Source organism: Litorivivens lipolytica (assembly GCF_014191715.1).
GTDB lineage: Bacteria > Pseudomonadota > Gammaproteobacteria > Pseudomonadales > Spongiibacteraceae > Litorivivens > Litorivivens lipolytica.
On the sequence record NZ_JACHWY010000003.1, the window covers coordinates 630,493 to 655,407 of the forward strand.

Consider the following 24,915-nt stretch of genomic DNA (forward strand, 5'->3'; position numbering starts at 1 on the left):
GAAGGCGGCAGAGCGTGGGGGGCTTTGGTATACTGCGCGCCTTACATCAGCACAGGCCCGGCAGGGCTCCCACTACATCGGCGCAACTTATTTTATGAATGACACGACTTCCTCCGATATCAAGCCCTGGGGCGGACGTTTTTCCGAGCCCACCGATCAATTTGTGGAGCGCTTTACCGCGTCCGTGGGTTTTGATCAGCGCCTCTACCACCACGACATCAACGGCTCGCTGGCCCACGCCCAGATGCTGGCCAAGGTCGGCGTGCTGACCGACGAGGAATACACCCAGATCAGTGAAGGTCTGGAAGCCATTCGCGGCGAGATCGAGCGCGGTGAATTCAACTGGTCGGTGAGTCTGGAAGACGTGCACATGAATATCGAAGCGCGCCTGACCGAGCGCATCGGTATTACCGGCAAAAAACTGCACACCGGTCGCTCGCGCAACGATCAGGTGGCGACCGATATCCGTTTGTATTTGCGCGATGAGATCGACAGCATTGCCGCTGAACTGACCCGTCTGCAACAGGGCCTGTGCGAACTGGCGGCGCGCGAAGCCGACACTATCATGCCTGGCTTTACCCATCTGCAAACCGCCCAGCCGGTGACCTTCGGTCATCACCTGTTAGCCTGGAATGCGATGCTGGGCCGCGACTACGAGCGGCTGATGGATTGCCGCAAGCGGGTAAACCGCTCGCCACTGGGCGCTGCGGCGCTGGCCGGTACCACCTACCCAATTGATCGCGAAATGACCGCGCAACTGTTGGGTTTCGAAGGCCCGACTGAAAACTCGCTGGATTCCGTAAGCGATCGCGACTTCGCCATCGAATTTACCGCCGCCGCCGCGCTGATCATGACCCACCTGTCGCGCTTCAGCGAAGAGCTGGTGTTGTGGACCTCGGCCCAATTCAACTTCATCAATCTGCCCGACCGTTTCTGCACCGGCTCCAGCATCATGCCGCAGAAGAAAAACCCGGACGTGCCGGAACTGGTGCGCGGCAAAACCGGTCGCGTAAACGGTCACCTGATCAGTTTGTTGACGCTGATGAAGTCCCAGCCGCTGGCCTACAACAAGGACAATCAGGAAGACAAAGAGCCTCTGTTCGATACCATCGACACTCTGCGCGATTGCCTGAAATCCTACGCCGATATGGTGCCTGCCATTACGGCTAACGCCGACGTGATGCGCGAAGCCGCCATGCGCGGTTTCTCCACCGCCACTGATCTGGCGGATTATCTGGTGCGCAAGGGCGTACCTTTCCGCGATGCCCACGAAATCGTCGGCAAGTCGGTAGCCTACGGTATTGAGAGCAAAAAAGACCTGTCGGAAATGACCCTCGACGAGCTGAAACAATTCAGCGATACCATCGAGCAGGACGTGTTTGACGTACTGACGCTTGAAGGCTCGGTGAATGCCCGTGACCACGTCGGCGGCACCGCGCCTGCACAGGTGAAAGCTGCGGCGGCGCGTGGTTTAAAGGTTCTGGCAGAGCGAAACTAATTCTCGGTTGTGCCGTCGAAGGTTGAGTAGGTGGTACGCTGCCATCGGTCGGAGATTGCTTCGCGAAAAGCGCTCGCAATGACGGGTTCCTACAGCGCACCTGTCATTGCGTACCCAAAGCGCTTCGCGGGGCATGCTAAGAAGCGCAGCGACGCGGCAATCTGGTGGGGTTGGCAGTGAGCAGAAAGAGATTGCTTCGCGAAAAGCACTCGCAATGACAGGAGTGTCGAGGCATGACACCCCCTGCTAAACCAGAACAAACCATCTCCGGGGTAATTCATGAAGTACGTATTCGGCTTGCTACTGGTCGCCGCATTGGCGGGCGGTTTGTGGTGGCAATCGCAGGAACCGTCTAAATCGCAAGGGATGTCCGCGCCGGTGGTTTCGGTCAGCGTCTACACGGTTGAGGCGCGCGAATTTTCTGATCGCGTCGAAGCCCTCGGCAGCCTGCGCGGCAACGAATCCGTCACTATTACCGCCAATGCCTCCGATACCATCGAAGCCATTCACTTCAAAGAAGGTCAGCAAGTGGAAAAAGGCCAGTTGCTGGTCACGCTGGAGCAGGCCGAAGAACAGGCCCAGCTGGCGGCGGCTAAAGCTGATTTGGCCGAGCAGCAGCGGGAAGTGCGCCGTCTGGAAGGGCTGGTTAAAACCATGTCGGCGGCGCAGACCGAACTCGATACACGCCGCACGGCATTGCAGAAAGCCCGCTTTAAAATTGATGAGCTGGAAGCCCGTATCGCGGATCGTCGCATCACCGCGCCTTTCGCCGGTGTGCTGGGTCTCAGACTGGTCAGCCCCGGTGCATTGCTTACGCCCGGCACCGCCATTACCACTCTCGACGATGTCGACCCCATGAAACTGGAATTCAGCGTGCCGGCTGCCTTGCTCGGCACCCTGAAAACGGGGCTGGAATTGCGCGCAAAAACCGCGTCCTATGATGAGCCTTTCAGCGGCAAGGTGACGGTCATCGACAGTCGCGTCAATACCACCGACCGCTCCATCCGCGCCCGCGCCGAATTTGATAACAGCGATGGCCGGCTTAAGCCGGGCATGCTGATGACTATAGAGCTGCTGCGCAATCCGCGCACGGCACTGCTGATTCCGGAAGCGGCTATTGTCACCCGCGAAAAACAACACAGTGTGTGGGTGGTCGCCGACGACAACACTCTTCAGCGCCGCATTCTGCAGCTTGGCAGTCGCCAACCCGGCTGGGTGGAAGTGATTAGCGGCATCACCGCCGGTGAGACAATTGTGCGCGCCAACTTTCCGCGTCTGCGCGAGGGCCTGAAAGTCACCGCGCCGGAACTGGAAAAAGTCGCCGCCGGCGAGGCTAGCTGAGATGCTGCTGTCCGATACCGCCGTTAAGCGGCCTGTGTTTGCAGTAGTTATCAGCCTCTTGCTGGTGGCTTTCGGTTTAGTTTCTTTTGAGCGTTTGGCTCTGCGCGAATACCCGGATATCGATCCGCCGGTGGTATCGATTCGCACCAACTACACCGGCGCCTCCGCAGCAGTGGTGGAATCGCGCGTTACCCAGCTGATTGAAGACAGCATCGCCGGTATCGAAGGCATTAAAACCATTTCCTCATCCAGCGCCGACGGCACCTCCGCCATCAGTATTGAATTTGATATCAATCGCGATATTGATTCCGCGGCCAACGATGTACGCGACCGGGTCTCGGGGGTGATGGGAAACCTGCCGGAAGAGGCGGACCCGCCCGAGGTGCAAAAAAGCGACGCAGACGAGCGAGTCATTATGTGGCTCAACCTTGTCTCCGAATCCATGGATACCTTGCAGCTTACCGACTACGCCGAGCGCTATCTGGTGGATCGCTTTTCCACCATCGACGGTGTGGCACGAGTGCGGGTTAGTGGCGGGCTGGAATACGCCATGCGTATCTGGCTCGATCGCAAGGCGATGGCCGCGCGTGGCCTCACCGCGACCGATATTGAAAACGCGTTGCGCAGTGAGAATGTGGAACTGCCGGCGGGTACGGTGAAATCCCTCGACCGCGATTTTATCGTCAAGCTGGATCGCAACTACCGCACCGAAGAAGACTTCCGCAAACTGGTAATCGGCCGAGGTGGAGACGGTTATCTGATTCGCTTGCAAGACGTTGCGCGCGTTGAGTTGGGCGCCGCTGAATGGCGAAGGATGTTCCGCGGCAACGGCGTGAATATGGTCGGCCTCGGGGTAATTAAACAGAGCACCGCAAACACGCTGGCGGTCACCCGCGAAGCAAAAAAACTCCGCGACCGCATTAAAGCGACGCTGCCCGAAGGCATGGACATCAAGCAGAGTTTCGACAGTTCGGTGTTTGTGGAAAGCGCTATTTCTGAAGTCTACAGCACCTTGTTTATTGCCGCCGGCTTGGTGATTCTGGTGATCCTGTTATTCCTTGGGGATTGGCGGGCGATGATGGTGCCGGCGGTCACCGTACCCGTGTCACTGATCGCGACTTTCTCGGTGCTCTACGGCCTTGGCTACAGTATCAACTTGCTAACCCTGCTGGCGTTGGTACTCGCCATCGGCATGGTGGTGGATGACGGTATTGTTGTACTGGAAAATATTCACCGCCGCATGAGCGAAGGCGAAAGCCCTCTGGTGGCTGCCTATCGCGGCGCACGGCAGGTGGGTTTTGCAGTGGTGGCCACCACGCTGGTGTTGATTGCCGTGTTCGTGCCCATCACCTTTCTGCAGGATGATGTGGGCCGATTGTTCGGCGAGTTCGCGGTGGCCATGGCGGCGGCGGTGGGCTTTTCCAGTCTGGTGGCGCTGACGCTTTCGCCGGTGATTTGCGCCAAACTGCTGAAAGCCGACAACGGTCGTCACCGTATCAGTAAGGCGGGCGACCGGATTTTTAGCGCACTGCAACGGCGCTATCACAACGGCTTGAAACGCGCGCTGCACGCGCCGCTGATTATGGGGCTGGTGTTGGTGGCGGCGTTGGCAACCTGTTATGGCCTGTTCAAGCAGATCCCGCAGGAATTTGCGCCGAAAGAAGACCGCGGTGTGTTCTTCCTGATTATCAACGGCCCGGAAGGGGCATCTTTTGATTACACCACCCAGCGCGTATTGGAGATTGAAGAAAAGCTGATGCCGCTGGTGGATGGTGGTGATATCGAGCGCCTGCTGTTGCGTGCGCCGCGCGGTTTCGGGGGCGGTGAAGATTTCAGTGGGGCGATGGGCATTATTGTGCTGACGCCTTTCGATTCCGGGCGCCGCGATGCCTATGCGATTATGGCGGACGCCCGCGCACGGGTTTCGGACATCAGCGGGGTGATGGTCTTCCCGATCATGCCCCAGGCCCTCGGCGGTCACGCCAACAAGGCGGTGCAGTTTGTGATTGGCGGTGCGGATTACGATGAACTGGCGCGCTGGCGCGACCGAATTGTCAGTGAGGCGACTGACAACCCGGGTTTGATTGGTATCGACAGTGACTATCGCGAAAGCAAACCCCAGTTGCGGGTTTCGATTGATCGTGAGCGTGCAGCGTCTCTCGGTGTGCAGCTAGTCGACATCAACCGCACGCTGGAAACTCTACTCGGTTCGCGCAAGGTAACCACCTTTATGCGCGACGGTGAAGAATACGATGTAATTCTGGAAGGCGAGCCAGACGGTCAGCGCTCCCCCGGCGATCTGAACAACATTTACGTCCGCTCCAGTACCACCGATCGGCTGATTCCCCTGTCGAATCTGGTGACGTTGGAAGATCGCGCCGATGCGGCAACGCTGAACCGTTATAATCGTATGCGCGCGATCACCATCGACGCAGCGGTGGGTGGCGACTACACCCTTGGCGAAGCGCTGACTTATCTGGAGCAGCTCACGCGCGAAGTTGCGCCGGAAGCGGTGATTGATTTCAAGGGTGAATCCCTGAAACTGAAAACCAGCAGTGGCGATATCTATTTTATTTTTGCGCTGGCGCTGATGGTGGTCTTTCTGGTGATGGCCGCCCAGTTCGAAAGTTTTGTGCACCCCTTTGTGATTATGCTGACGGTGCCGCTGGCGATTGCCGGTGCCCTGATCGGCCTCAGCCTGTTCGGGCAAACCATCAATATTTATTCGCAGGTGGCGCTGATTATGCTGGTGGGGCTGGCCACCAAAAACGGCATTTTGATTGTCGAGTTTGCCAACCAGTTGCGGGATGAGGGCAAGGCCTTTGAAGACGCCTTGGTTGAAGCGTCAGGGCAGCGCTTGCGCCCGATTCTGATGACTTCGATCACCACCATTATGGGTGCGGTGCCACTGATTCTTGCCAGTGGTGCCGGCGCCGAAGCGCGCTTTGTGATCGGGATTGTGGTGGCCAGTGGTGTCAGCCTAGCGACGGTGCTGACCTTGTTTGTGGTGCCTCTGGCCTACTATCTGCTGGCACGCAATACTCACACGCCGCTGACGGTGACGCGGCAGTTAGACGCGGAATTGTCTGCTGCGGAGTCTTCTCAACCCAAGCCCTGATCAGGGCTTGGGTTGCAACTCGCCGCTCGCCGGATCAAAGCGGTATTTCAAATCGTCGTCGCTGTCACCCAGTGCCTGCAGCACCGAAATCACCAGAATATCGCCTTGCCAAGCGAGGGTCGCCGTAGCTGAATTAAACGGCAGCTGGGTGCGCTGACTATTGTCGGCAAAAAGATCGTCAATGCTCTGAACATAAATGGCTTGCGCCGTTTGCAGGGCGAACCAGCGTTGCGACGAGGATATTTTTAGTTGCAGGACATTTTCATGCACATTGCCGAGCAGGTGCCGCCCCGAGGCGTCCTTCGCCTGCCACACCAGCGTTGAACGACCATCACTGCCGGCAACGCTGCACAGACGGCCGGCTTCGTTGCTCTGTGGGTGCATGAGTGGCGCGCAGACCAGGGCCATCGCAGGCTGGCTTTTGGGCGCGGCTTTTTGAGCTTGCCTTTTCTCTTCCTGTAGCTGTCGCTCTTGCAAGAAAGTCTGTTCTTCGTCTGCTGCTGGCGCAGCGGCAAACTCTTGTGCGTAGTCGGCCGTCGCTGCCGTTTCTGCTTCCTGTAGATTCTCCAGCGAGGGTTGATGCACCTGCTGGTAAATAAACAGGGTCAGGCCGATCACAGCCATTGAGCCAAAGGCGTAGCGCCAGTCGATCAGCCAGTTGTTGAGGCCACGCGTGAGTATCGCCAGCAGCGAGGGGTTGGCGGCGGGTTGTGCGGCCATTTCCACCATGGTCTGCCATTGCCGATAGCGATCCGGGCGCGCTGCCAGATGGGACAGGACTTCGGTGCGGCGTTGTGCGCCTAGGCCGCCTTCCATCAGCAGGGCGAGCTCTTCGTCACTGGGAGGCGAGCCGCTCGCACTGCGCCCGTGCTGGGCGAGATGAATGCCTAAAATCGCTTCGCTGTGCCGATCGGCCTTACTCACAAACGTTCCTCCAGAACCTGCGCCGCGCTGCGAAGGTGCAGTCCAGTACGCTCGAGCGCTTGATTGATCTTTGCCAGACTCTGTTTGATTTGACGGCCAGGCTGGTGATTTGGAACGCCGAGAGCCCGGGCAATGCTGGCGAAGTTGAGTCCGTCCTGAAAATGCATTTTCAGCATGAGCAGTGATTCGTCATCCAGGGTCAACGCTGCCCGGGCTTGCTCAATCTGGTTGAGGTCGATGTCGGCAAAGGCCTCCTGATCTTCCAGTATTGCGGCCAGCAGGGCGAGGGTATCTTCGAGGTGAGTCGCAGAAAGCGCATCCTCCAGACTGTCGCTGGCGAAGGCTTCGCTGTCATTAAGATATTCCTCGGGCACCGGCAAATTGCTGGCGCCGCACCAGGGGAGGCGGGCTTTGATGGCGCGAATAATGGTGGCAACGATGTCGGCATCGCGATACTCCATGCGGCTCATTACCGACTCGGCGGTGTGGCGTTCGAGGCAGATAGCCTTCCACAACCTGACCCACAAATCGCCCTGCTGCTGAAGCCATTGGGGCGGTCGGGCGCGCCCGTAGCGTTGTCGCGAAAACTCTTCCAGCAGGCGGGCGCTCAGGCTGTACAGAAACGTCGTAGGCTGGGACTGGCCACGGAAGGTTTTGCAGCGCGCCCAGTCGTCTTCCGAGAGCTTGTTGAAAACAAAGGTGGCGGCTTCCTCGGCGGTTACCGGCTCCACAAAGCGGCGCAGGGCCTGCTGCTCGAGCTGCTGCAGCCAGTGTTTATCGAGCACGATATCGGGCCAGTGAATCCGGGTCATAAGGTTATTGTTCTCTCCTTAAGCCGAAGTGTATCACTCCGCTTCGGCGAGTCGCGACAGCAGCTGGTTCAGTGTGCGCTGTTGTTCAGCCGTTAGTTTGCGGTCAAGGGCGCCGAGCCTGTCGGCTGAACAGGAGAGGGGGCTTGGGAGTGACACTGTATCGCCGCTGCGATCGAGCAGCTCCGGCGCAATCTGCTGCGCCAGAAACAGTAGCAGAGTTTGGGGCGAGGGTGGTGACGGAGCCATCGTGGCGTCACCATTGAACAGACGGCTGTCCGGGCCGGGTGCAAAACTCTGCAGTAGGCCTCGTTCCAGATCCAGCGCTTCATAGAGCTGGCGGGCGAGAGCTTCCATTTCCAGCAGGCCCTTTTTACCGAGGGTGGTGCTGAGTTCGTCGCCCAGTTGCTGCACGCTGGTGACCGAATCGCGGATCAACTCCAGCCCGCGCGGGGTAAAAAAGATATGCCGCGAGCGCCGGTCGTTGCCGCTGGTGGAGCGTTCGATATAGCCGAGGCTTTCCAGCTCCCCGGCGATGCGGGAAATGGCCTGTGTGGTGACCGCATTTAATTGCGCCAGTGTCGCAATCGCGGTGCCGTTGATATCCACAGCACCAAGCACCTGTCCAAAAGAGTACTGCAGATTGTGGCCCTGGCGCGCGGTAAGGGTCATCAACCGCTCCTGCAAGGTGCGCGATAGGGGGCTGAGCCGGGCCGGCAAGGGTAGGCCGCGACCGCTGCGCAGGCCTTCGCCGGGCACATCAATGGCGTGAGCGGCGGTGCGCAGGCAGTCGTTCAGGGCTCGCACTCGCGCAGCCCCGATACGCGCTTCATAGTCGTCCTGAATCGCCTGCATTTCTTCGAAGGCGTGCTGAATCAATTCTTCGCCAGAGCTTGTTAGGGTGACCAGTCGGGCGCGTTTGTCGTCGGGGTCGGGCTGGCGCTCAATGTACCCGGCCTGCTCAATCGGTTTCAGGCTTTGCAGGCAGAGCTGTTTGCTGGCGCCCAGCGCATCGGCGAGTTCAGTCAGGCGCAGTGGGCGGGCCGCGAGCAGAGAAAGCGGTGCGGCGAAATTCATGGCGAGGCGGGGGTGGCCGCGCTCCAGCAGGCGCTCCATGGCGCGGCGCTCGGCCTGACGCGACAGAGCCGACAGGTAGCGCATGAAATTACAGCGGTAACGCTCCCAGACCGGGGCAAACTGTTCAGCAGTTAGGGGCACAGGTCAGTTCCCAGAGTGTGTCGAATAATTGTAACAATTATTTATCAAATATAATACATATATTTACTACTGTGGTGTCCGTGTGTAAGCTCTGGCTAATCGATCAAGGCAAACACGAGGACAGGTCATGTCGGCACCCGCAGGCGAGGTATATTTCGACCCTTACGCACATGAGGTCCACGACGACCCCTATCCCTACTACGCAAGAATGCGCCAACACGCGCCAGTGTACTACAACGAGGAGCACGGCTATTGGCTGCTCACCAAGTGGGATGACTGTTACAAGGCCTTTCGCGATGTGGAAACCTTCAGCAGCACGGCGGGCCCCGCCCTTGAAGCCCAGCAGGACGCCAATGCCGGCTATCCGATGTTTATCAACATGGATCCGCCGGATCACACCCGCATCCGGCAGTTGATTCAGTCGCTGATGCTGCCCAAGCGGATTTATGCGCTGGAGCAGTACATTCGTGACAAGGCGGTCAGCCTGCTCACGCCGCACCTTGAAAAGGGTTACATGGATCTGACTCAGGATTTTGCGGCCCTGCTGCCGATGGATGTGATTTCCACCATGATCCATGTGCCAGAAAAGGATCAGGATAAAGTGAGAGGCTGGGCCGACGACCTGATTTACCGGGAAGACGGTCAGTTCGGTTTGGATGAGCGTAATATCAATGCCTACTTCAATCTCGGGAAATATTTCGATGAGTTGGCGACGGAATTGTCGGAGCCATTGAAAGGCGGTGATGATATTTTCAGTGCGGTGCTGGATGCCGAGCGCGAAGGCAAGCTCACCCATCAGGATGTAATCGGGTTTGGCATTCTGCTGGCCATTGCCGGCAACGAAACCACCACCAAGCTGATCGGCAATATGTGCTACCGCCTGTGGCAGCACAAGGATCAACGGCAGATGTTGCTCGACGATCCCTCATTGATGGGCAAGGCGGTGGAGGAGACCCTGCGCTTTGACGGCTCCACTCAGCTGATTGGTCGGCAGGTGATGAAAGACGTCGAAATTCGCGGGAAAACTCTGAAAAAAGGCGAACGCGTGGGGCTGTGTATCATCTCCGCCAGCCGCGATGAAGAAAAGTTCGAAAACGCCGACAGCTACGACATAACCCGTGGCAGTCGCGATCATATGGCTTTTGGTAAGGGCATCCACTCCTGCATCGGCGCCAATCTGGCGCGACTGGAAATTCAGGTGTGCATGGAGGAAATCCTGCGCCTTATTCCAGACTATGAGATCGACGAATCACGGCTGGAGCGAACCCACAATCCGAACGTGCGCGGCTTTACCCATGTGCCCGTAGCGTTTACGCCAAAACGCGCCTGATATTGTCCGTTAGCTGTGTAATCTTCACAGCAACTTGTGTGCTTATTCCCTGTCTGGAGCAGTGAGAGCCGGTGAAATGCCGGCGACATTTCCAGCAACACCTTTCGCAAGAAAAAGTGTAAAAGGAGAGTGACATGCAAGTGAAACACGTCATGACCAGTAAACCTGAATACCTTGATGCCAGTGCCACAATTCGCGAGGCCGCGATCCGTATGCATGAACATAATCGCGGATTCACGCCGGTGGGTGAGCGAGAAAAACTGGTCGGCGTTGTCACAGACCGCGATATTGCCCTGCGCGGCATTGCCGACGGCAAAACACCGGATGATCCGATCAGCTCGGTCATGAGTGGCAAGGTGCTCTACTGCTATCAGAGTGATGAGATTTCCACGGTACTGCAAAACATGCAGGATCAAGGCGTGCAGCGTCTGGCAGTGCTAAACAATCCCGACAACAAGGAGTTTGTGGGCGTGGTCGCCCTCAGTGATATTGCGCGGGAATGCCATGATGCGGATCTGGCGCAGCGGATAGTTAACTGCTGTCGTCATTATCACTAACAGCGCGTTGTCTGTTCGCCCTCCGTCATTGCGTGCCCAGAGCACTTCGCGGGGCAGACGGGGGTTTTTCCTGTCATTGCGAGGAACGCAGCGACGCGGCAATCTCGTTGGATTGGCAGTGCGCTGAATGAGATTGCTTCACTGCGTTCGCAATGACGGGAAAAGTCACATCACTTATCGTCATAAGGCAGCGGCGTACGCTGCTCGGTCTGGCGATCCAGAGCGCCCACATCCAGAAAGGGTGACGCATCGATATGCTGGGCGTCCATCATCTGCGCCACCCGCTGTAGCGCGCTGATGATCATGGTCTGCTCCCATTCCTGCAAATAACTGAACTGTCGAACAAAGCTCTCCTGCAGCAGCGTGGGCGCCGTCTTCAGCTTGTCGAGGCCTTCGTCAGTAATAAAGGCCAACACCTTGCGCTTGTCCTGCTTTGAGCGCTCCCGCCCGACGTACTGCTTCTTTTCCAGTCGATCGATAATGCTGGTGACCGTTGCCTGGCTCAGGCTCACCTCATCTGCCAATGCGCCAACGGGAATGGCGCCGCGATCGCGTAAAGTCTGCATGACCATAAGTTGGGGGGCGGTGAGAGAGGCGGTCTTCACCAGGTGTTTTGACTGCAGGTCGGTGGCGCGAATAACGCGTCGCAGGGCGACCAGAACGTCCTGAATATGGTCCATGAATGCTTAGTGTCCGTAAGGTTGTGCGGAGTCGATTTCCGTGATCGGAGCCGCAGAAGTTTAAACGATTGTGACCCCAAGCCCCATATTTTAGGGAATATTTCCTTAGAGTACTAAGGTTTATTCCTTGATAACTTCGGGGAATATTCGTTAGAATGCTTCGTACTCAATTGATTATTAAGGGAAGGGCTCGCGAAATATCTGATGTTAGACGCGTATAAACAAAGACTTAGGTGGTTTTGCCCGGTTTTTGTACGCAGTAGATATAGTGAGTCCTAAATATTTTGACTAGCAAACAATCTCAAGCCTCTAAAGACATTGTGCAGGAGGCGTTGAGCTTCCGAGTGCCTCAGGCGACTGACGGCGCAGCACTTCATCAGCTGGTGGCGAACTGTCCGCCGCTGGATCCGAACTCGCTCTACTGCAACCTTTTGCAGTGCTCGCACTTTGCCGACACCGCCGTGGCGGTGGAATACGAAGGCGAGCTGGTGGGTTTCATCTCCGGTTATATCCCCCCGAACAAGCCCGACACCCTGTTCGTTTGGCAGGTAGCCGTGGATTCGTCCATGCGTGGTCAGGGCTTGGGTGGCCGCATGTTGGGTGAACTGGTGGATCGCACCGGCGTTAAGTGGATGGAAACCACGGTAACGCCCGATAACGGCGCCTCCTGGGGCATGTTCCGCAGCTTTGCCCGGAAGCGTAACGCCGAATGTGAAGATTGCGGCCCGCTGTTTGAGCGCGACGCACACTTTGGCGGCCAGCATGACAGTGAGCATCTGGCGCGGCTGGGGCCCTTTAAGTAGGCCTCTCGAAAACCGAATTTAATGAATCGTAGTAAGCATTAACGAATTGAGAAACTGACTGAGGACGCAACTATGACTATTTTTGACCAACTAGAATCCGAAGTGCAGAGCTATGCCCGTTCTTTCCCGGTGACTTTTGACAAAGCTCAGGGCGCCAAGCTGTATGACACCGAAGGCCGTGAATACATCGACTTTCTGGCCGGCGCCGGTACCCTCAACTACGGCCACAACAACCCCGTATTGAAGGAAGCGCTGATCGACTATCTGCAGGCCGATGGCATCGCCCACGGTCTGGACATGCACACCCGCGCCAAGCAGGAGCTGCTGGAAGCCTTTGACCAGTGCATCCTGAAGCCGCGCGATCTGGAATACGTGCTGCAATTTACTGGCCCCACCGGCACCAACGCCGTAGAGGCGGCCATGAAGATTGCCCGTAAGGTAAAAGGTCGCAGTGAGATTCTCGCCTTTACCAACGGCTTCCACGGTTGTTCACTGGGCGCGCTGGCGGCCACCGGTAACCGTCACCACCGTGGTGGTAGCGGCGGCGTATCACTGCCCGACGTAACCCACATGCCGTATTCAAACTACTTCGGCAACGATGTGGACACCATTGCCATGATCGATCAGCTGATCGAAGACCCCTCAAGCGGCGTCGACCAGCCGGCCGCTGTGCTGCTGGAAACCGTACAGGGTGAGGGTGGCTTGAACGCGGCCAGCTTTGATTGGCTGCAGGGCATCGAGAAGCTGTGTAAGAAGCACGACATGCTGCTGATTGTGGATGATATTCAGGCAGGTTGTGGCCGTACTGGTACCTTCTTCAGCTTTGAGCCGGCGGGTATCAAGCCGGACATCGTAACCCTGTCGAAATCACTGAGTGGTTTTGGTCTGCCCTTCGCGCTGGTGATGATGCGCCCCGAGCTGGACATCTGGGAGCCGGGTGAGCACAACGGTACCTTCCGTGGTAACAACCATGCCTTTGTGACCGCAACCAAGGCCATCCGTCACTTCTGGAGCGACGACAAGTTCCAGAACGAAGTGCAGGAAAAAGCGGCGCTGTTGAAAAAGCGTTTCCAGGAGATTGCCAACATGGCCGGCCCCGCAAATATGCAGCCGAAAGGTCGCGGCATGATGCAGGGCCTGAGCTGTAAAGACGGTGATCTGGCCAAGCTGGTAATCACCCGCTGCTTCGAGCTGGGTCTTGTGATTGAGACCTCAGGTGCCTACGACCAGGTTGTGAAATGCCTGTGTCCGCTAACTATCACCAAGGACGAGCTGAACAAAGCCCTCGATATTATCGAGCAGAGCGTGAAGGATATTATGACCAAGCGGTATCAGAAGGCGTCGTAAGGTCAGGATTGCGATTGCGGCGGGAGATCGCCGCGTCGCTGCGCTCCTCGCGATGACGGGGCAGTGCAGGCTTCTCGCGATGACGGATGTGTTTAATTAGCCCTCGTCATTGCGAGGAGCATCGCGACGAAGCAATCTCAACCCGACACAGCAAAGCCAACAGAACACGGAACACCAGATTCAAGGAAACACAATGATTGTAAGAACACTGCAGGACTGCATTAACAGCGATCGCCACGTGCGCTCCGACAATTGGGAAAGCACCCGCATGTTGCTCAAGAATGACAACATGGGGTTTTCTTTCCACATCACCCGCATTTTTGCCGGTACCGAAACGCCGATCCACTACCAGAACCATCTGGAGTCGGTGTACTGCATCTCTGGCAGCGGTGAGGTGGAAACCTGCGACGACGGTAAGATTCATCGTATCGAGCCGGGCACCATCTACATTCTGGACAAGCACGACAAGCACTTGCTGCGCGCCGACGAAGGCGAAGACATTGTGTTTGCCTGCGTGTTCAACCCGGCCCTGAATGGCAAGGAAGTCCACGATGAAAACGGCGTGTATCCGCTGGAAGCGGAGACAGTGGAGTAAGGCATCACCGAAACCATGAGTAGCCATACCCAACGCAAACAGGGGGACGTTATGTCACATACCGTTGAAAAAATCGGCGGTACATCCATGAGTCAGTACGCTGCCGTCAGAGACAATGTGATTGTCGGTCAGCGCGAGGCTGATGAATTGTATAACCGCGTGTTTGTTGTGTCGGCCTACGGCGGCATGACCGACAAACTGCTGGAAGCCAAAAAGGGCGGCAAGCCGGGTGTCTACGCCCTATTTGCAGGTTCTGAAAATGAAGGCGAATGGCGCGAGGCGCTGGCAGAGGTTCGTGAAGCCATGCTCGCGATCAACGAGACGCTGTTTGAGAGCGGCGCGCTGCTGCAACAGGCTAACGCCTATATCGAAGAGCGCATCAGTGAAGCCGAGCGCTGCCTGAACGATCTCGACCGTCTGTGTCAGCACGGCCACTTTGAGCTGGAAGGTCAGCTCCTGACCGTGCGTGAAATGCTGGCTAGCCTCGGCGAAGCCCACAGTGCCTGGAATATGACCCATCTGCTGCAGCGCGACGGTATCGCCGCGCGTATGGTCGATTTGAGTGGTTGGCGCGCCGACAGCGCGCTGCCGCTGGACGAGCATATTCAGGAAGCGTTTAACGACGTCGACCTGAGCAAGGAACTGGCCATCGTCACCGGCTACGCGCACTGCGAGGAAGGTCTGATGGCCACCTTTGACCGGGGCTACAGTGAAATGACCTTTAGCCGCATTGCGGTAATCACCAAAGCCCGCGAGGCGGTAATCCACAAGGAATACCACCTGAGCAGCGCCGACCCGCGCGTGGTCGATGAGGAAAAAGTGGTGCCGATTGGCCGTACCAATTACGACGTGGCGGACCAGCTGGCCAACCTCGGTATGGAAGCCATTCACCCCCGTGCCGCTAAGGGCCTGCGTCAGAATGACATCCCGCTGCGGGTAAAAAACACCTTTGAGCCCGAGCACAGCGGTACGCTGATCACCCGTGACTACGTGAGTGATTCGCCCTGCGTGGAAATTATCGCCGGCAAGCAGGTGGTGTATGCGGTTGAGCTGTTTGACCAGGAAATGGTGGGTGACGTGCACAGCTATGATCAGGGCTTTCTGGCGCTGGTGAAAAAGCTGAAGGCCAAGATCATCACCAAGGACCTGAACGCCAACACCATCACCATGTATCTGGGCACCAACCTGAAAACCGTGAAGCGGATTATCCGTGAGCTGGAGTCCGCCTACCCGAAAGCTGAACTGACCTACCGCAAGGTGGCAATTGTCTCAGCGATTGGCAGCGACATGCAGGTCCCGGGCATGCTGGCGAAGACCGTATCGGCACTGGCCGAGAGCAATATCAGTGTGCTGGCCATGCATCAGTCCATGCGGCAGGTAGACATGCAGTTTGTAATCAATGAAGATGATTACAACAAGGCGATTCAGAGCCTCCACCGCTGTCTGGTTGAGCCTCACAACCACGGCCTCGCGATCTGCGCGGCCTGATTCCGGCCTTCGCGGGCCTGTTCTGGGCCCGCATTACGTGACACACTTCACCGGCTAGTGGTATTTACGTAGAGCAAAAGCGCCCCCTCGGTAGTAGGGTGTAGTCATGAAGTCCGGCACTGAAATACCGCCTTGCAGCGGCCGGGCAGTAGTCAGTGGCCGAGGAGGCGAGCAGGTGCAAATACCGGCAACGGAACAAGATCAAGAGGCCAGAGCCAGCCACATGGAAACTCGAACTGTATTGATTGTCGATGATTCCAGCGGAGACCGACTGGTAATTCGCCGTGCCTTTGAGCGTACCCGGCGCGATATAAAGCTCGTGGAACTGATCGATGGTGAAGAGCTGGTGGATTACGTGGAGCGCAAAATCCCCTTTAAGGATGTGGTGAGCTACCCCGAGCCCGACCTGATTTTGCTGGATATCAACATGCGCCGGCTGGATGGCAAGCAGGCCCTGAAACTGCTGCGTTCCAAGCCCGAATACACCGACGTGCCGGTGGTAATGTTAACCACCTCATCGCGTGAAAAAGATATCAACGAGTCCTACGAGCAGGGTTGTACCGACTACATTACCAAGCCGGAAAACTTCAAGGATTTCATGCAGGCGATCACCAACGTCTGCGCCTATCTGGATAACCCTGCGGCAGCGGCGACCTAGCTTAAGCGTTAGAGATTGCTTCGCATCGCTCGCAATGACGGGGTGTGTCGCAGAAAACCGTCATCACGAGGAGCGCTAGCGACGTGGTGATCTCGTCAAGCCCGCAGCAGACTGTATGAGATTGCTTCGCGTTGCTCGCAATTACGATGTGCGGGGATCATCGCGGCACTTCAGCCAAAACCCCCACATGCTCATCCCGCAGTCTGCCCGTTTCATGCATCCACAGTAGTAGATCCCGAAAAGACGTTTCCGCATCCACCGTTTCCAGTTGAAACTCCCTGAGCGCTGCTGAGTCATCACTGGGTACGCTGGTTGTCAGCACACTGGCGGCCTCATAGGTGAGTGGTGACGTTTTACCTCTGAGCCCGGCGATTACCTCGCCGATACGCCCCATCCACCGCAGTAGCCAGCCCGGTATGCGTTGGGCTTTTAGCCTGCGCCCGGTCAGTTTTTCGAGCAGCTCGTGGAGCTCCTCGTGCGATACATAGTTCCCACCGAACATATAACGCCGCGGCCCATGGCCAGCTTCAAAGGTGCAGCTAAGGGCCTTTGCCAGATCGCGCACGTCGGTATAGACCAAGCCTCCTTGCGTCACGAGTACCGAACCGGACTTCAGGTAGCGGGCAATCAATTGGGGGCCGTCGCTGAACGTCGGGTCATGAGGGCCCTGTACCGCACCCGGGTACACACAGACTACTGGCGCGCCGCAGTCCTGAAACTCGCGCGCAATGGCTTCGGCGCGGGCCTTGGTGGCGGCGTAAACCGAGCTGGGTGAGCGTACGGGATCAGCGGCGGTTTGAATGGCGCCGGGCGGCGGGAACAGCGCCAGAATGCTGGACACATGCACAATCGGGTCGAGCCCGAGTTCTGAGGCCAGGCTGAGAACCGCGCGAGTGCCATCAATGTTGGTGCGCTCCATGAGCGCCTTGTCTTCCTGGCGATTGGAAAACAACCCGGCGGTGTGCAGCACCGCATCGCACCCCTCTAGGGCGTTGCGCAGGGCGCTGGCGTCACCCAGCTCGCCCTTGGCGATCTCGCATTGACCAACCGCTACACCGAGTGGCGTGAGAACCCGTTCCAGCTTGGCGGCATCTCGCATAAAAGCGCGCACGGTGTGCCCATTTTGCAGCAGGGCAGAAATACTGTGGGCGCCTACTAAGCCAGTGCCGCCAGTAACCAGAACTTTCACGGCATTCTCCTCATGCGGTTACCACCGGCCCCAAAATCAGAGCCCACAAATCCAGCAGAAGCAGGCTGATGGCACTCACTGCGCAGGCCTCTAGCACGGTGCGTGACAGGCTCCAGTCTGCGCTCTCTTCATCCAGCCGAAATACATTGGGGAAGCTGACGATAAAGTACATGGCGTAGTAGATGGAGCCCCACTTCAACATGCGCTCCAGATCCACATACCAGACGTTCGCAGCCGCATCGTCGGTGATGTAAAAGTAAGTTTCCGCCCAGGCAAAAAACAGGGCGGTGGTGGCGACAATGACCATCCACGCCAGTGTGCGCCCCGATTTTCCCCAGCCTCCGGTCATGCTGCGAATACGGCGCATCACCACCACGGCGGCGGTGTGATACACAATAAAAAAAGCAATGGAGTTCAAATACATACCCGGCGGTACTTTCTTGTGCTGGGCCAGTGCCGTGGCCTCGTCGGGGCCCACCAGTACCGAATCAAAATGCAGGCTCACATCGTTAAAACGGTAGCGCAGCCCCAGTACGTCGAAAAAATACTCGGTGTGAAAATAGGTACAGAAGAAGATAAATACCGCCATGTACACATTGAGCTTAAACCAGTAGCTCTGCTGCCACGGCACGCCGCTATTGCGGCGCAGTACCCACGGTACGATCACGCAAAAGGGGAACCACATGATCAGGTTCTGGGTGATATGCCAGAAGTTGCCGGCGTCCAGCCAGCCGGTTTGCTGCATCAGGGCGTTGTAGGCGAAAAACACCGGAATATAGGCGAGGAAAAACTTCTCCGCCCACGCCTTGTCGGGGTTGTGGGAGAACCAGTAGCCGCGCGGGGTCATATTATTCTTCTCTAAAACATTTCTTTTGAAATGTTATTGCTCGCGCGGTGTCGATGTCAATGCGTGTGAAATTTTTCCGCACGCTCTGGCGAGCAGGGCAGGTATCTTGAACTACACTAAGACATTGAGCTAAAAACCTTTTTACCGGAGCCGCCATGGGCAACTTCTTCGATAACTTCTTCGGCAACAAGATGCCGCCGCACGGCCACTGCTACCTCTGGGACGACCGGCTGGTATCCCTGCATGTGGTGACCGATGCCATCATTGTGCTGGCGTATTTCACGATTCCACTGGCCTTGGTCTACCTGGTGCGTCGGCGCGACGATCTCAGCTTTAACTACATGTTCGTGCTGTTCGCCATTTTCATTTTTGCCTGCGGTACTACCCATCTGGTGAATATCTACAACGTCTGGTACGGCGCCTATTGGTTCAGCGGCACCATCAAGGCCATTACCGCCGCGGCCTCCATCGGTACCGCGATTCTGGTTTGGCCGCTGATTCCCAAGGCTCTGGCCATACCCAGCAACCGGGTGCTGCAGGGGTTGAATGAAAAGCTGAGCCAGGAAGCGAACCGCAATGCCCAGCAAGCCCGTGAACTGGAGCAGCTGTCCAACCGTTTGGAGCAGCAGGTGCACGAGCGCACCGCAGAGCTGGAAAACGCCAAGCGGCTGCTGGAGGTGAACAATAAGGCGCTGGAGGCGAGTAACCGCGAACTGAATGAATACGCCAATATCACCGCCCACGACCTGCGAGAGCCGCTGAAGAAAATCCGCGCTCAGGCGCGTCTGCTGGGCAGCAAACTTGGCCCGGATCACGAAGCTGAATTGAAGCGCAGTGCGCTGGATATCGCGGAAACCAGCGAGCGGATGGGCGAACTGGTGGATTCACTGCTGTCCTATGCGCGCGTTGAGTCCGTGTCGGTGCCCGCCGAGGATGTCGACGCCGACGGCGTGCTTGAGGAAGTGGTCAGCGATCTGGGCATCCAGATGCGCCAGCGTGATATTTCCATTATCCGCAACGCCCTGCCGAAGCTGCCGGTGGAGCGTTACCACCTGCATCAGATTCTGCTGAATCTGTTGAGCAATGCCATTAAATTCAGCGCTGAAGGGCGCAATCCCGTGATAGAAGTTGGCCCCCTGCGGCCAGCGGATCGGAGCTTGTTAGGCTTTCATGTGCGCGATAATGGTGCGGGGATTCCGGAGTCCGATCACGAGCGTATCTTCCGCTTTGCGGAAGGTGATGGCAGCGAGAGCCGAGGCATCGGGCTGGCGATCTGTAAGAAAATCGTCGAGAAATACGGCGGCAGCATCGAAGTCGATAGCCGCGAAGGCGAAGGCTCCAACTTCAAAGTCTATTTCCCAAGCCGCGCCTGACGCGGCTCAGTTCAGTAGCCGCTTGCCGCGCAGCATCAACAACATGCTGCGTTTGATGCGCTCGAGGTGGGCGGCCTCATTGGCGATTTCGCCTTCAAACACCTGCTCTATCATCAGCCCGGTCAGAAAGGTATGGGTGTAAATCAGAGCTTCCAGTAGTGCATCGTCACTCAGTTGGCAGTCGCCGAACCAGGCCTGCATGGTGTGGGCGTGGCTACTGGACTGCTGTTTGATTTTGGAGTCTGGAGCGGTCAGCGGATTCTTGCGGCTGGCCAGCAGGATCTCGAGAGTGGCAACGTAGAGATCGCTTTGGTAGTGCTGCCACATGCGGTCCACAAACTCGTCTACCCGCTTTTTCAGTGAGCCCTCGGTGCTGGCGTCGCTGTCCAGCATTTCGGTAAAGCGCTGGTGCGACTGATCGAGAATGGCCGCCAGAATATCTTCCTTCGAGCCAAAGTGATGCTGCACCGCGCCCCAGGTCAAACCTGAGCGGCGGGAAATCTTGCTGGAACTGGCCGCGCCAAAGCCACCCTCGTTAATCAGAGAGATCACCGCGTTCAAAATCTTTTCGCGGGCAATAAGGGTTTTCTGGGCCTGTTTACCGAGCTTGCTGGGGGCGTCCGTTGTCATCGCTGTAACCGGTTGTGGCTCACCCGACAGGGGCGAGCGCAAAAAGAAAACATTGTATCGAAAATGTTTGCGATCGCGCACCCCTCTGCGTGGCGGCGTTGCGACTTAAGTCGCTTGTTTGGCAGTTGACGGCCTGAATAATATCGCGCAATTTGTGCGGCTGTTGGTGCCTGAGCCACTATTGTTTCACGTATTTGCTGTGGGGAGCTGTTATGGAATGGATCGGCAGCCCGGAAGCCTGGGTGGCTCTGTCGACTTTGATCGCCCTGGAAATTGTACTGGGCATAGACAACATCATCTTCATTTCCATTCTGGTGGCGCGCCTGCCCGTGCACCAGCGCGACAAGGCACGGCGCATCGGTATTGGCTTGGCCATGCTGTCGCGGCTGGCTCTGCTTTTTGCGTTGACCTGGGTGATGGGGCTGACGAAAGAATTGTTTACCGTGTTCGGCGAAGGCTTCTCCGGGCGCGATATGATTCTGATCGGCGGCGGCCTGTTTCTGTTGCTCAAATCTACTCACGAAATTCACAACAGCTTTGAAATCGACCATGAGGAATCCGGTGCAAATCCGGCGGCAGCAACCTTCGGCTCAGTGCTGTTCCAGATCTGCCTGCTGGATATCGTATTCTCGCTGGATTCCGTCATTACCGCAGTGGGCATGGTGGACCACATTTCCATCATGGTAATCGCAGTGGTGGTTTCCGTACTGGTGATGCTGCTGGCATCCAAATCCATCGCCGACTTTGTCGACGCTAACCCCACCATCAAAATGCTGGCGCTGGCCTTTCTTATTCTGATCGGCGTCACGCTGATTGTGGAAGGCTTTGATGTGCATGTGCCGAAGGGTTACATCTACTTCGCAATGGCCTTCTCGGTGACGGTAGAGCTGCTGAATATTCGCCTGCGAAAAAGCAAGCAGGCGATACGCTTACAGAAGAAGATTGGATGAGATCGCTGCGTCGCTTCGCTCCTTAGCATGCCCCGCGAAGCGCTTTGGGTACGCGATGACGGTTCCACCCTCAACACCCCCCACCGTCATTGCGAGCCACGTGAAGCAATCTCGACCAGTCCGCCGCCAGCGTGACGAGATCACCACGTCGCTGCGCTCCTCGTGATGACGGTTGCTCGGCCGCATAGCAAACGTCATTGCGAGCGCCGCGAAGCAATCTCCTTCCGCACGCTCCAACAACGAACTACCCTGAAAAAACCGTACACAAGGAGGTGTACCAAATGCCCAAATCGCCGTGTGTTTACATCGTTACCAATCGCCGCCAAGGCACACTTTACATTGGAGTCACTTCATCTCTGGTGCAGCGTATATGGCAGCATAAACAGAAAGTTGTGGGTGGATTTACTGCGCGCTATAACCTGAGCAAATTAGTTTGGTTCGAAACCCATGAATCAATGGAATCGGCCATACTTCGTGAGAAACAGCTCAAAGCAGGGTCGCGCATACGCAAGGTGAAATTGATTGAGGAAGTAAATCCTGAGTGGCGTGATTTGTACGAGAACATCGTGGGTTGAAGGCTGAGATCGCCACGTCGCTGCGCTCCTCGCGATGACGGTAATACCACCGTGTACCCACCGTCATTGCGAGCCCAGCGAAGCAATCTCGTCCAGTCCGCTGCCAACTCAATGATACCGCCACCTCGCGATGACGAAACAAAGCAGTAGTCAGTCCACACCCACCAATAATGCCGAATTGATCCCCTCCTCAATCTGCGCCTTCAGCCTCAGCTCGTTGGCCAGATGCTCGCTTATGGCCGGTGTGCCATTGAGCGGGCTGCTGTGTTCGATTCGGCTGAGGTAGCAGAAGCGCAGTGCATCATCATGCGGCAGTAGCTCGCGGATATAGCGCGCGGCGTGTTTCAGAATGTCTTCCCCGTACTGGGCGAAGTGCAGCGTTTTCTGATTAATCTGTACATCAAAGCGTTGCCCCTCGCCCTGATAACCCAGCATCTTCACGCTAATCCTCAGGCGGTCTGATTTATTCTCTGGTTTAAAGGGCTCAAGCTGCCACTTACCCCGTTGCTCACTCAGGTTGTGCCAGCGCACCGGTGCCGCGCCTAGATAATGCTGGCGGATGGGGCGCAAAAAATAGGTGAGGTGAGTGAGCATAATGTCGCGGTCATGGCAGAGCAGGGGTTGGTAGTGAATTGCGCCGTGACCGTCGAGCAGGTAAATATCGGCAGCCTCTTCCCGGCGTTGAAACACCACCTGCAATTCGCCTGCTTTCTGCAAACTAGCGACCTGGCAGAGGGCACTCAGCCGAGGGTTGCGATTACAGACTCCGATTCTGCTTGCCTTGTGGGTGCTTTTTCCCAGCAGTAGTGCCAGTTCCGTAAAACTACCCGACCGACTCAGCTGTAGTGACTCGGCCTTGCGTTGGAAGTGGTAGTAGGTGCGGCCAGACTCGTAAATATAGCGGTCGCCATCGCCGCTATCTCGCTGGAAGAACTCGAGCAAGGCGCTCAGATCGCTCACAAAGCGCTGGGTGCAGTACTCTGCCGACGTGGAAAAGGGGCGTGCGTTCAGTTTCAGTTCTTCGGTCTGGCTGATAACGCTGTCGGCAATCTGATGCAGCGCCTCGGCAACCGCATGGTCACCGGTGTGGGCCTTGCAGAATACCTCCCCCCAACTGGTGACACTAACTACGTCGATATGGCGCACAATCGGCAGATCGAGGTGGCCCTGCTGGCTGGCATTGCCTACAAAGCAGGTGATGGATTCTACTCGCCGGGCGCGCTCAAAGCGGCGGTGTTCTTCGGCCTCGGCGGCGTAATTGTGGTCGGGTAATTGCGCCTTCAAGGTGCTGATCAGTGGCTCCAGCTTGCCGCGATGGTGTTCTGGGTGATCGGAAGCCAGATGAAAGCGGGTGTCGCTGTTAATCAAGCCATTGCATAGACACCAGCAGATTAAGGCAGACAGACTTTCGCCCTCGCGCAGCGCTTTGGTTTGATGCCAGTGCGACAGGGAAACGCGGCCCTCAATCACGGCCCAATTAGGTGTGTCCGGGTCGGCTTTGCCGAAATAGCAAAAGCTCAGCGTGTTTTCCGCGAGTGCCGGCTGCAGATCGCCATCGACCCGATCAATTTTATCCGGCTGCCGCTCAAAGGCGGCAAAGAGCTTGCGCCCGAGAACGCTCATTTCCCGTGAGCTGATCAACTGGTCGGCCTTATACTCAGCCGCAAAGCCCTGCAGAAAACGGTAGCTGCCGGTGAGTTCGCGCACCAGAGCTTGGTGTTCAGAGCGCACCCGGTGAATCGGCCAGGTATCGCGCAAATCGAGGTTTTGCAGTTGCTCCCGGCCCCAGCCCCACTGTTTGATCAGATGGCGCATTTCCTGCTCGCGCCAGCTCAGCTCATCGCGCTGCTGGCTGAGGCGTAATTCGGTCTTGAAATAGAGCGCACGGCGCAGCAAATCGAGCCGCTCGGGCTCATGGCGCTCGGTGAGGTAGCTTTCAAGGCGTTGATAAATCAGCAAATAGGGGTCGAGGCACTGCTGCAGGGCGCCGCTGTGAATGCCCCGCCGAATATCTTCGGAGAGTGGACGCAAGCGGTCGTGTTGGCGGGCATAGGCTTCAATCAATAAGAGCTTGATCAAGCTCTTGTGGGGCGCGCGAATGGCCTTGAACAGCTGCCAAATGCCGGCGCCCACATATTCCCCTTCGGGAATAGCGTGCACGTTGCCAAGGTCTAACAGCTGGTCTGCAAGCCGCTTTTGGCGATGCTGGAGATGGCTAACGGCCTCGCCATAATCATGGGCATCCGGATCAATCAGCCACCACAAGGGGTATTTGCCCGCTAACCGAATAGCGCTGCGGTAAAACTCATCCAGTAACAGAAAATGCTGGGTGCTGCCGCAATCCTCTCCTGTCAGGGCCTTGCGCTCACCCGCCCGAAACTCTTCGGCGCACATCAGGAAAATATGCATTTCCAGCCCCAAGGCTGAGGCCACATAGGCGCTCAGCGCGTCGCACTTGGCGCGCAGGTCCAGCCGCTCCTTGGAGTTCAGCTCGGGCCGGTGGCAAACCCACACATCAATATCCGAACTTGGCGCATGGGCAATACTGCCCAGCGAGCCCATCAGGTAAATGGCCTCCAGGGCGGGCTGCGAGGTGGAGCCGGGCAGCCTAAAACTGGGGCTTAAATGGCGTTTAACCCGCTCCACCATCTCCTTGCCGGGCTTGAAGTGCACGATGCCGGCGGGGCAGTTCAGGCTTTGGTAGCCGGGCAGGGAGGGGTGATTGCTGTGCAACAGTAGGGGCAGAAAGTCGAGAAACAGTTGCTGGCGCGGGCCCAACAGCGAGCGAGCACGTTCCAGCCGCTGCTGGTTGAACTGCTGCAGGCGGCGGAAAACGGCTTTGGCGTCTGCGCCAACAATTCGCCCTAATGCTGTGATATGCAAGCCATTTCTCGATTTAGCTGAAGACAGCTTCAAATCATCGCGCTATCATGGCTTCAAGTCTACCCAAGTGCCGTTGCCCACCTTAAAAAGCGCGCGGCGAAT

At 57.1% G+C, this 24,915-nt stretch carries 21 protein-coding genes; 13 read left to right on the plus strand and 8 right to left on the minus strand.

Features of this window, described 5'->3' with window-relative positions; translation table 11 throughout:
* Positions 1 to 94 precede the first annotated feature (94 nt).
* From argH to FHR99_RS15135, 3 genes are all read left to right on the plus strand, one after another.
* Complete coding sequence (gene argH, locus FHR99_RS15125; protein ID WP_183411542.1) at positions 95 to 1,498, plus strand: argininosuccinate lyase; 1,404 nt, start codon at positions 95 to 97, stop codon at positions 1,496 to 1,498.
* 279 nt (positions 1,499 to 1,777) lie between these two features.
* On the plus strand, positions 1,778 to 2,839 hold the full coding sequence (locus tag FHR99_RS15130; protein ID WP_183411543.1) for an efflux RND transporter periplasmic adaptor subunit: 1,062 nt from the start codon (positions 1,778 to 1,780) through the stop codon (positions 2,837 to 2,839).
* 1 nt (position 2,840) lies between these two features.
* Positions 2,841 to 5,957, plus strand: coding sequence for an efflux RND transporter permease subunit (locus tag FHR99_RS15135; RefSeq protein ID WP_183411544.1), 3,117 nt, complete (start codon positions 2,841 to 2,843; stop codon positions 5,955 to 5,957).
* On the opposite strand, the gene FHR99_RS15140 is transcribed toward FHR99_RS15135, so the two are convergent.
* The 3 genes from FHR99_RS15140 to FHR99_RS15150 are packed head-to-tail and all read right to left on the minus strand — an operon-like array spanning position 5,958 to position 8,908.
* A complete protein-coding gene (locus FHR99_RS15140) occupies positions 5,958 to 6,881 on the minus strand; it encodes a hypothetical protein (RefSeq protein ID WP_183411545.1) in 924 nt (307 codons plus the stop codon).
* Entirely contained in the window at positions 6,878 to 7,693 is an 816-nt protein-coding gene (locus FHR99_RS15145) for a hypothetical protein (protein WP_183411546.1), read from the minus strand. The genes FHR99_RS15140 and FHR99_RS15145 overlap by 4 nt, the downstream gene beginning before the upstream one ends.
* 33 nt (positions 7,694 to 7,726) lie before the next feature.
* Positions 7,727 to 8,908, minus strand: coding sequence for a MarR family transcriptional regulator (locus tag FHR99_RS15150; RefSeq protein WP_183411547.1), 1,182 nt, complete (start codon positions 8,906 to 8,908; stop codon positions 7,727 to 7,729).
* 127 nt (positions 8,909 to 9,035) lie between these two features.
* Between FHR99_RS15150 and FHR99_RS15155 the strand changes: the two genes are divergently transcribed.
* Positions 9,036 to 10,238, plus strand: a complete 1,203-nt coding sequence (locus tag FHR99_RS15155) for a cytochrome P450 (protein WP_183411548.1) — start codon at positions 9,036 to 9,038, stop codon at positions 10,236 to 10,238.
* 134 nt (positions 10,239 to 10,372) lie between these two features.
* Positions 10,373 to 10,795, plus strand: a complete 423-nt coding sequence (locus tag FHR99_RS15160) for a CBS domain-containing protein (RefSeq protein WP_183411549.1) — start codon at positions 10,373 to 10,375, stop codon at positions 10,793 to 10,795.
* 170 nt (positions 10,796 to 10,965) lie between these two features.
* On the opposite strand, the gene FHR99_RS15165 is transcribed toward FHR99_RS15160, so the two are convergent.
* Positions 10,966 to 11,475 (minus strand): MarR family winged helix-turn-helix transcriptional regulator, encoded by a 510-nt coding sequence (locus FHR99_RS15165; protein ID WP_183411550.1) that lies wholly within the window; start codon positions 11,473 to 11,475, stop codon positions 10,966 to 10,968.
* A gap of 284 nt (positions 11,476 to 11,759) precedes the next feature.
* On the opposite strand from FHR99_RS15165, the gene ectA reads away from it, so the two are divergent.
* From ectA to FHR99_RS15190, 5 genes are all read left to right on the plus strand, one after another.
* Positions 11,760 to 12,278 carry a diaminobutyrate acetyltransferase gene (gene ectA / locus FHR99_RS15170; protein ID WP_425488633.1) on the plus strand — a complete coding sequence of 173 codons (519 nt, stop codon included), beginning with the start codon at positions 11,760 to 11,762 and terminating at the stop codon, positions 12,276 to 12,278.
* A gap of 72 nt (positions 12,279 to 12,350) precedes the next feature.
* Positions 12,351 to 13,625, plus strand: a complete 1,275-nt coding sequence (gene ectB / locus FHR99_RS15175; protein ID WP_183411551.1) for a diaminobutyrate--2-oxoglutarate transaminase — start codon at positions 12,351 to 12,353, stop codon at positions 13,623 to 13,625.
* A gap of 193 nt (positions 13,626 to 13,818) precedes the next feature.
* Positions 13,819 to 14,220, plus strand: a complete 402-nt coding sequence (locus FHR99_RS15180) for an ectoine synthase (protein WP_183411552.1) — start codon at positions 13,819 to 13,821, stop codon at positions 14,218 to 14,220.
* 51 nt (positions 14,221 to 14,271) lie between these two features.
* A complete protein-coding gene (locus FHR99_RS15185) occupies positions 14,272 to 15,708 on the plus strand; it encodes an aspartate kinase (RefSeq protein ID WP_183411553.1) in 1,437 nt (478 codons plus the stop codon).
* 223 nt (positions 15,709 to 15,931) lie between these two features.
* The gene (locus tag FHR99_RS15190; protein WP_183411554.1) at positions 15,932 to 16,366 is read left to right on the plus strand and encodes a response regulator; all 435 of its coding nucleotides are present in this window, start codon (positions 15,932 to 15,934) and stop codon (positions 16,364 to 16,366) included.
* A gap of 157 nt (positions 16,367 to 16,523) precedes the next feature.
* On the opposite strand, the gene FHR99_RS15195 is transcribed toward FHR99_RS15190, so the two are convergent.
* Positions 16,524 to 17,555: an NAD-dependent epimerase/dehydratase family protein gene (locus tag FHR99_RS15195; RefSeq protein ID WP_183411555.1), complete on the minus strand. Its 1,032-nt coding sequence runs from the start codon at positions 17,553 to 17,555 to the stop codon at positions 16,524 to 16,526.
* A 10-nt stretch (positions 17,556 to 17,565) separates the two neighbouring features.
* Positions 17,566 to 18,402, minus strand: coding sequence for a hypothetical protein (locus FHR99_RS15200; protein ID WP_183411556.1), 837 nt, complete (start codon positions 18,400 to 18,402; stop codon positions 17,566 to 17,568).
* Between the two features lie 155 nt (positions 18,403 to 18,557).
* Between FHR99_RS15200 and FHR99_RS15205 the strand changes: the two genes are divergently transcribed.
* Positions 18,558 to 19,775, plus strand: a complete 1,218-nt coding sequence (locus FHR99_RS15205) for a sensor histidine kinase (RefSeq protein WP_183411557.1) — start codon at positions 18,558 to 18,560, stop codon at positions 19,773 to 19,775.
* 6 nt (positions 19,776 to 19,781) lie between these two features.
* On the opposite strand, the gene FHR99_RS15210 is transcribed toward FHR99_RS15205, so the two are convergent.
* Positions 19,782 to 20,405, minus strand: coding sequence for a TetR/AcrR family transcriptional regulator (locus tag FHR99_RS15210; RefSeq protein ID WP_183411558.1), 624 nt, complete (start codon positions 20,403 to 20,405; stop codon positions 19,782 to 19,784).
* A gap of 212 nt (positions 20,406 to 20,617) precedes the next feature.
* Between FHR99_RS15210 and FHR99_RS15215 the strand changes: the two genes are divergently transcribed.
* Positions 20,618 to 21,355 carry a TerC family protein gene (locus FHR99_RS15215; RefSeq protein WP_183411559.1) on the plus strand — a complete coding sequence of 246 codons (738 nt, stop codon included), beginning with the start codon at positions 20,618 to 20,620 and terminating at the stop codon, positions 21,353 to 21,355.
* A 281-nt stretch (positions 21,356 to 21,636) separates the two neighbouring features.
* Entirely contained in the window at positions 21,637 to 21,930 is a 294-nt protein-coding gene (locus tag FHR99_RS15220; protein WP_183411560.1) for a GIY-YIG nuclease family protein, read from the plus strand.
* 150 nt (positions 21,931 to 22,080) lie between these two features.
* On the opposite strand, the gene FHR99_RS15225 is transcribed toward FHR99_RS15220, so the two are convergent.
* Complete coding sequence (locus tag FHR99_RS15225) at positions 22,081 to 24,813, minus strand: class I adenylate cyclase (RefSeq protein ID WP_183411561.1); 2,733 nt, start codon at positions 24,811 to 24,813, stop codon at positions 22,081 to 22,083.
* Between the last annotated feature and the right edge of the window lie 102 nt (positions 24,814 to 24,915).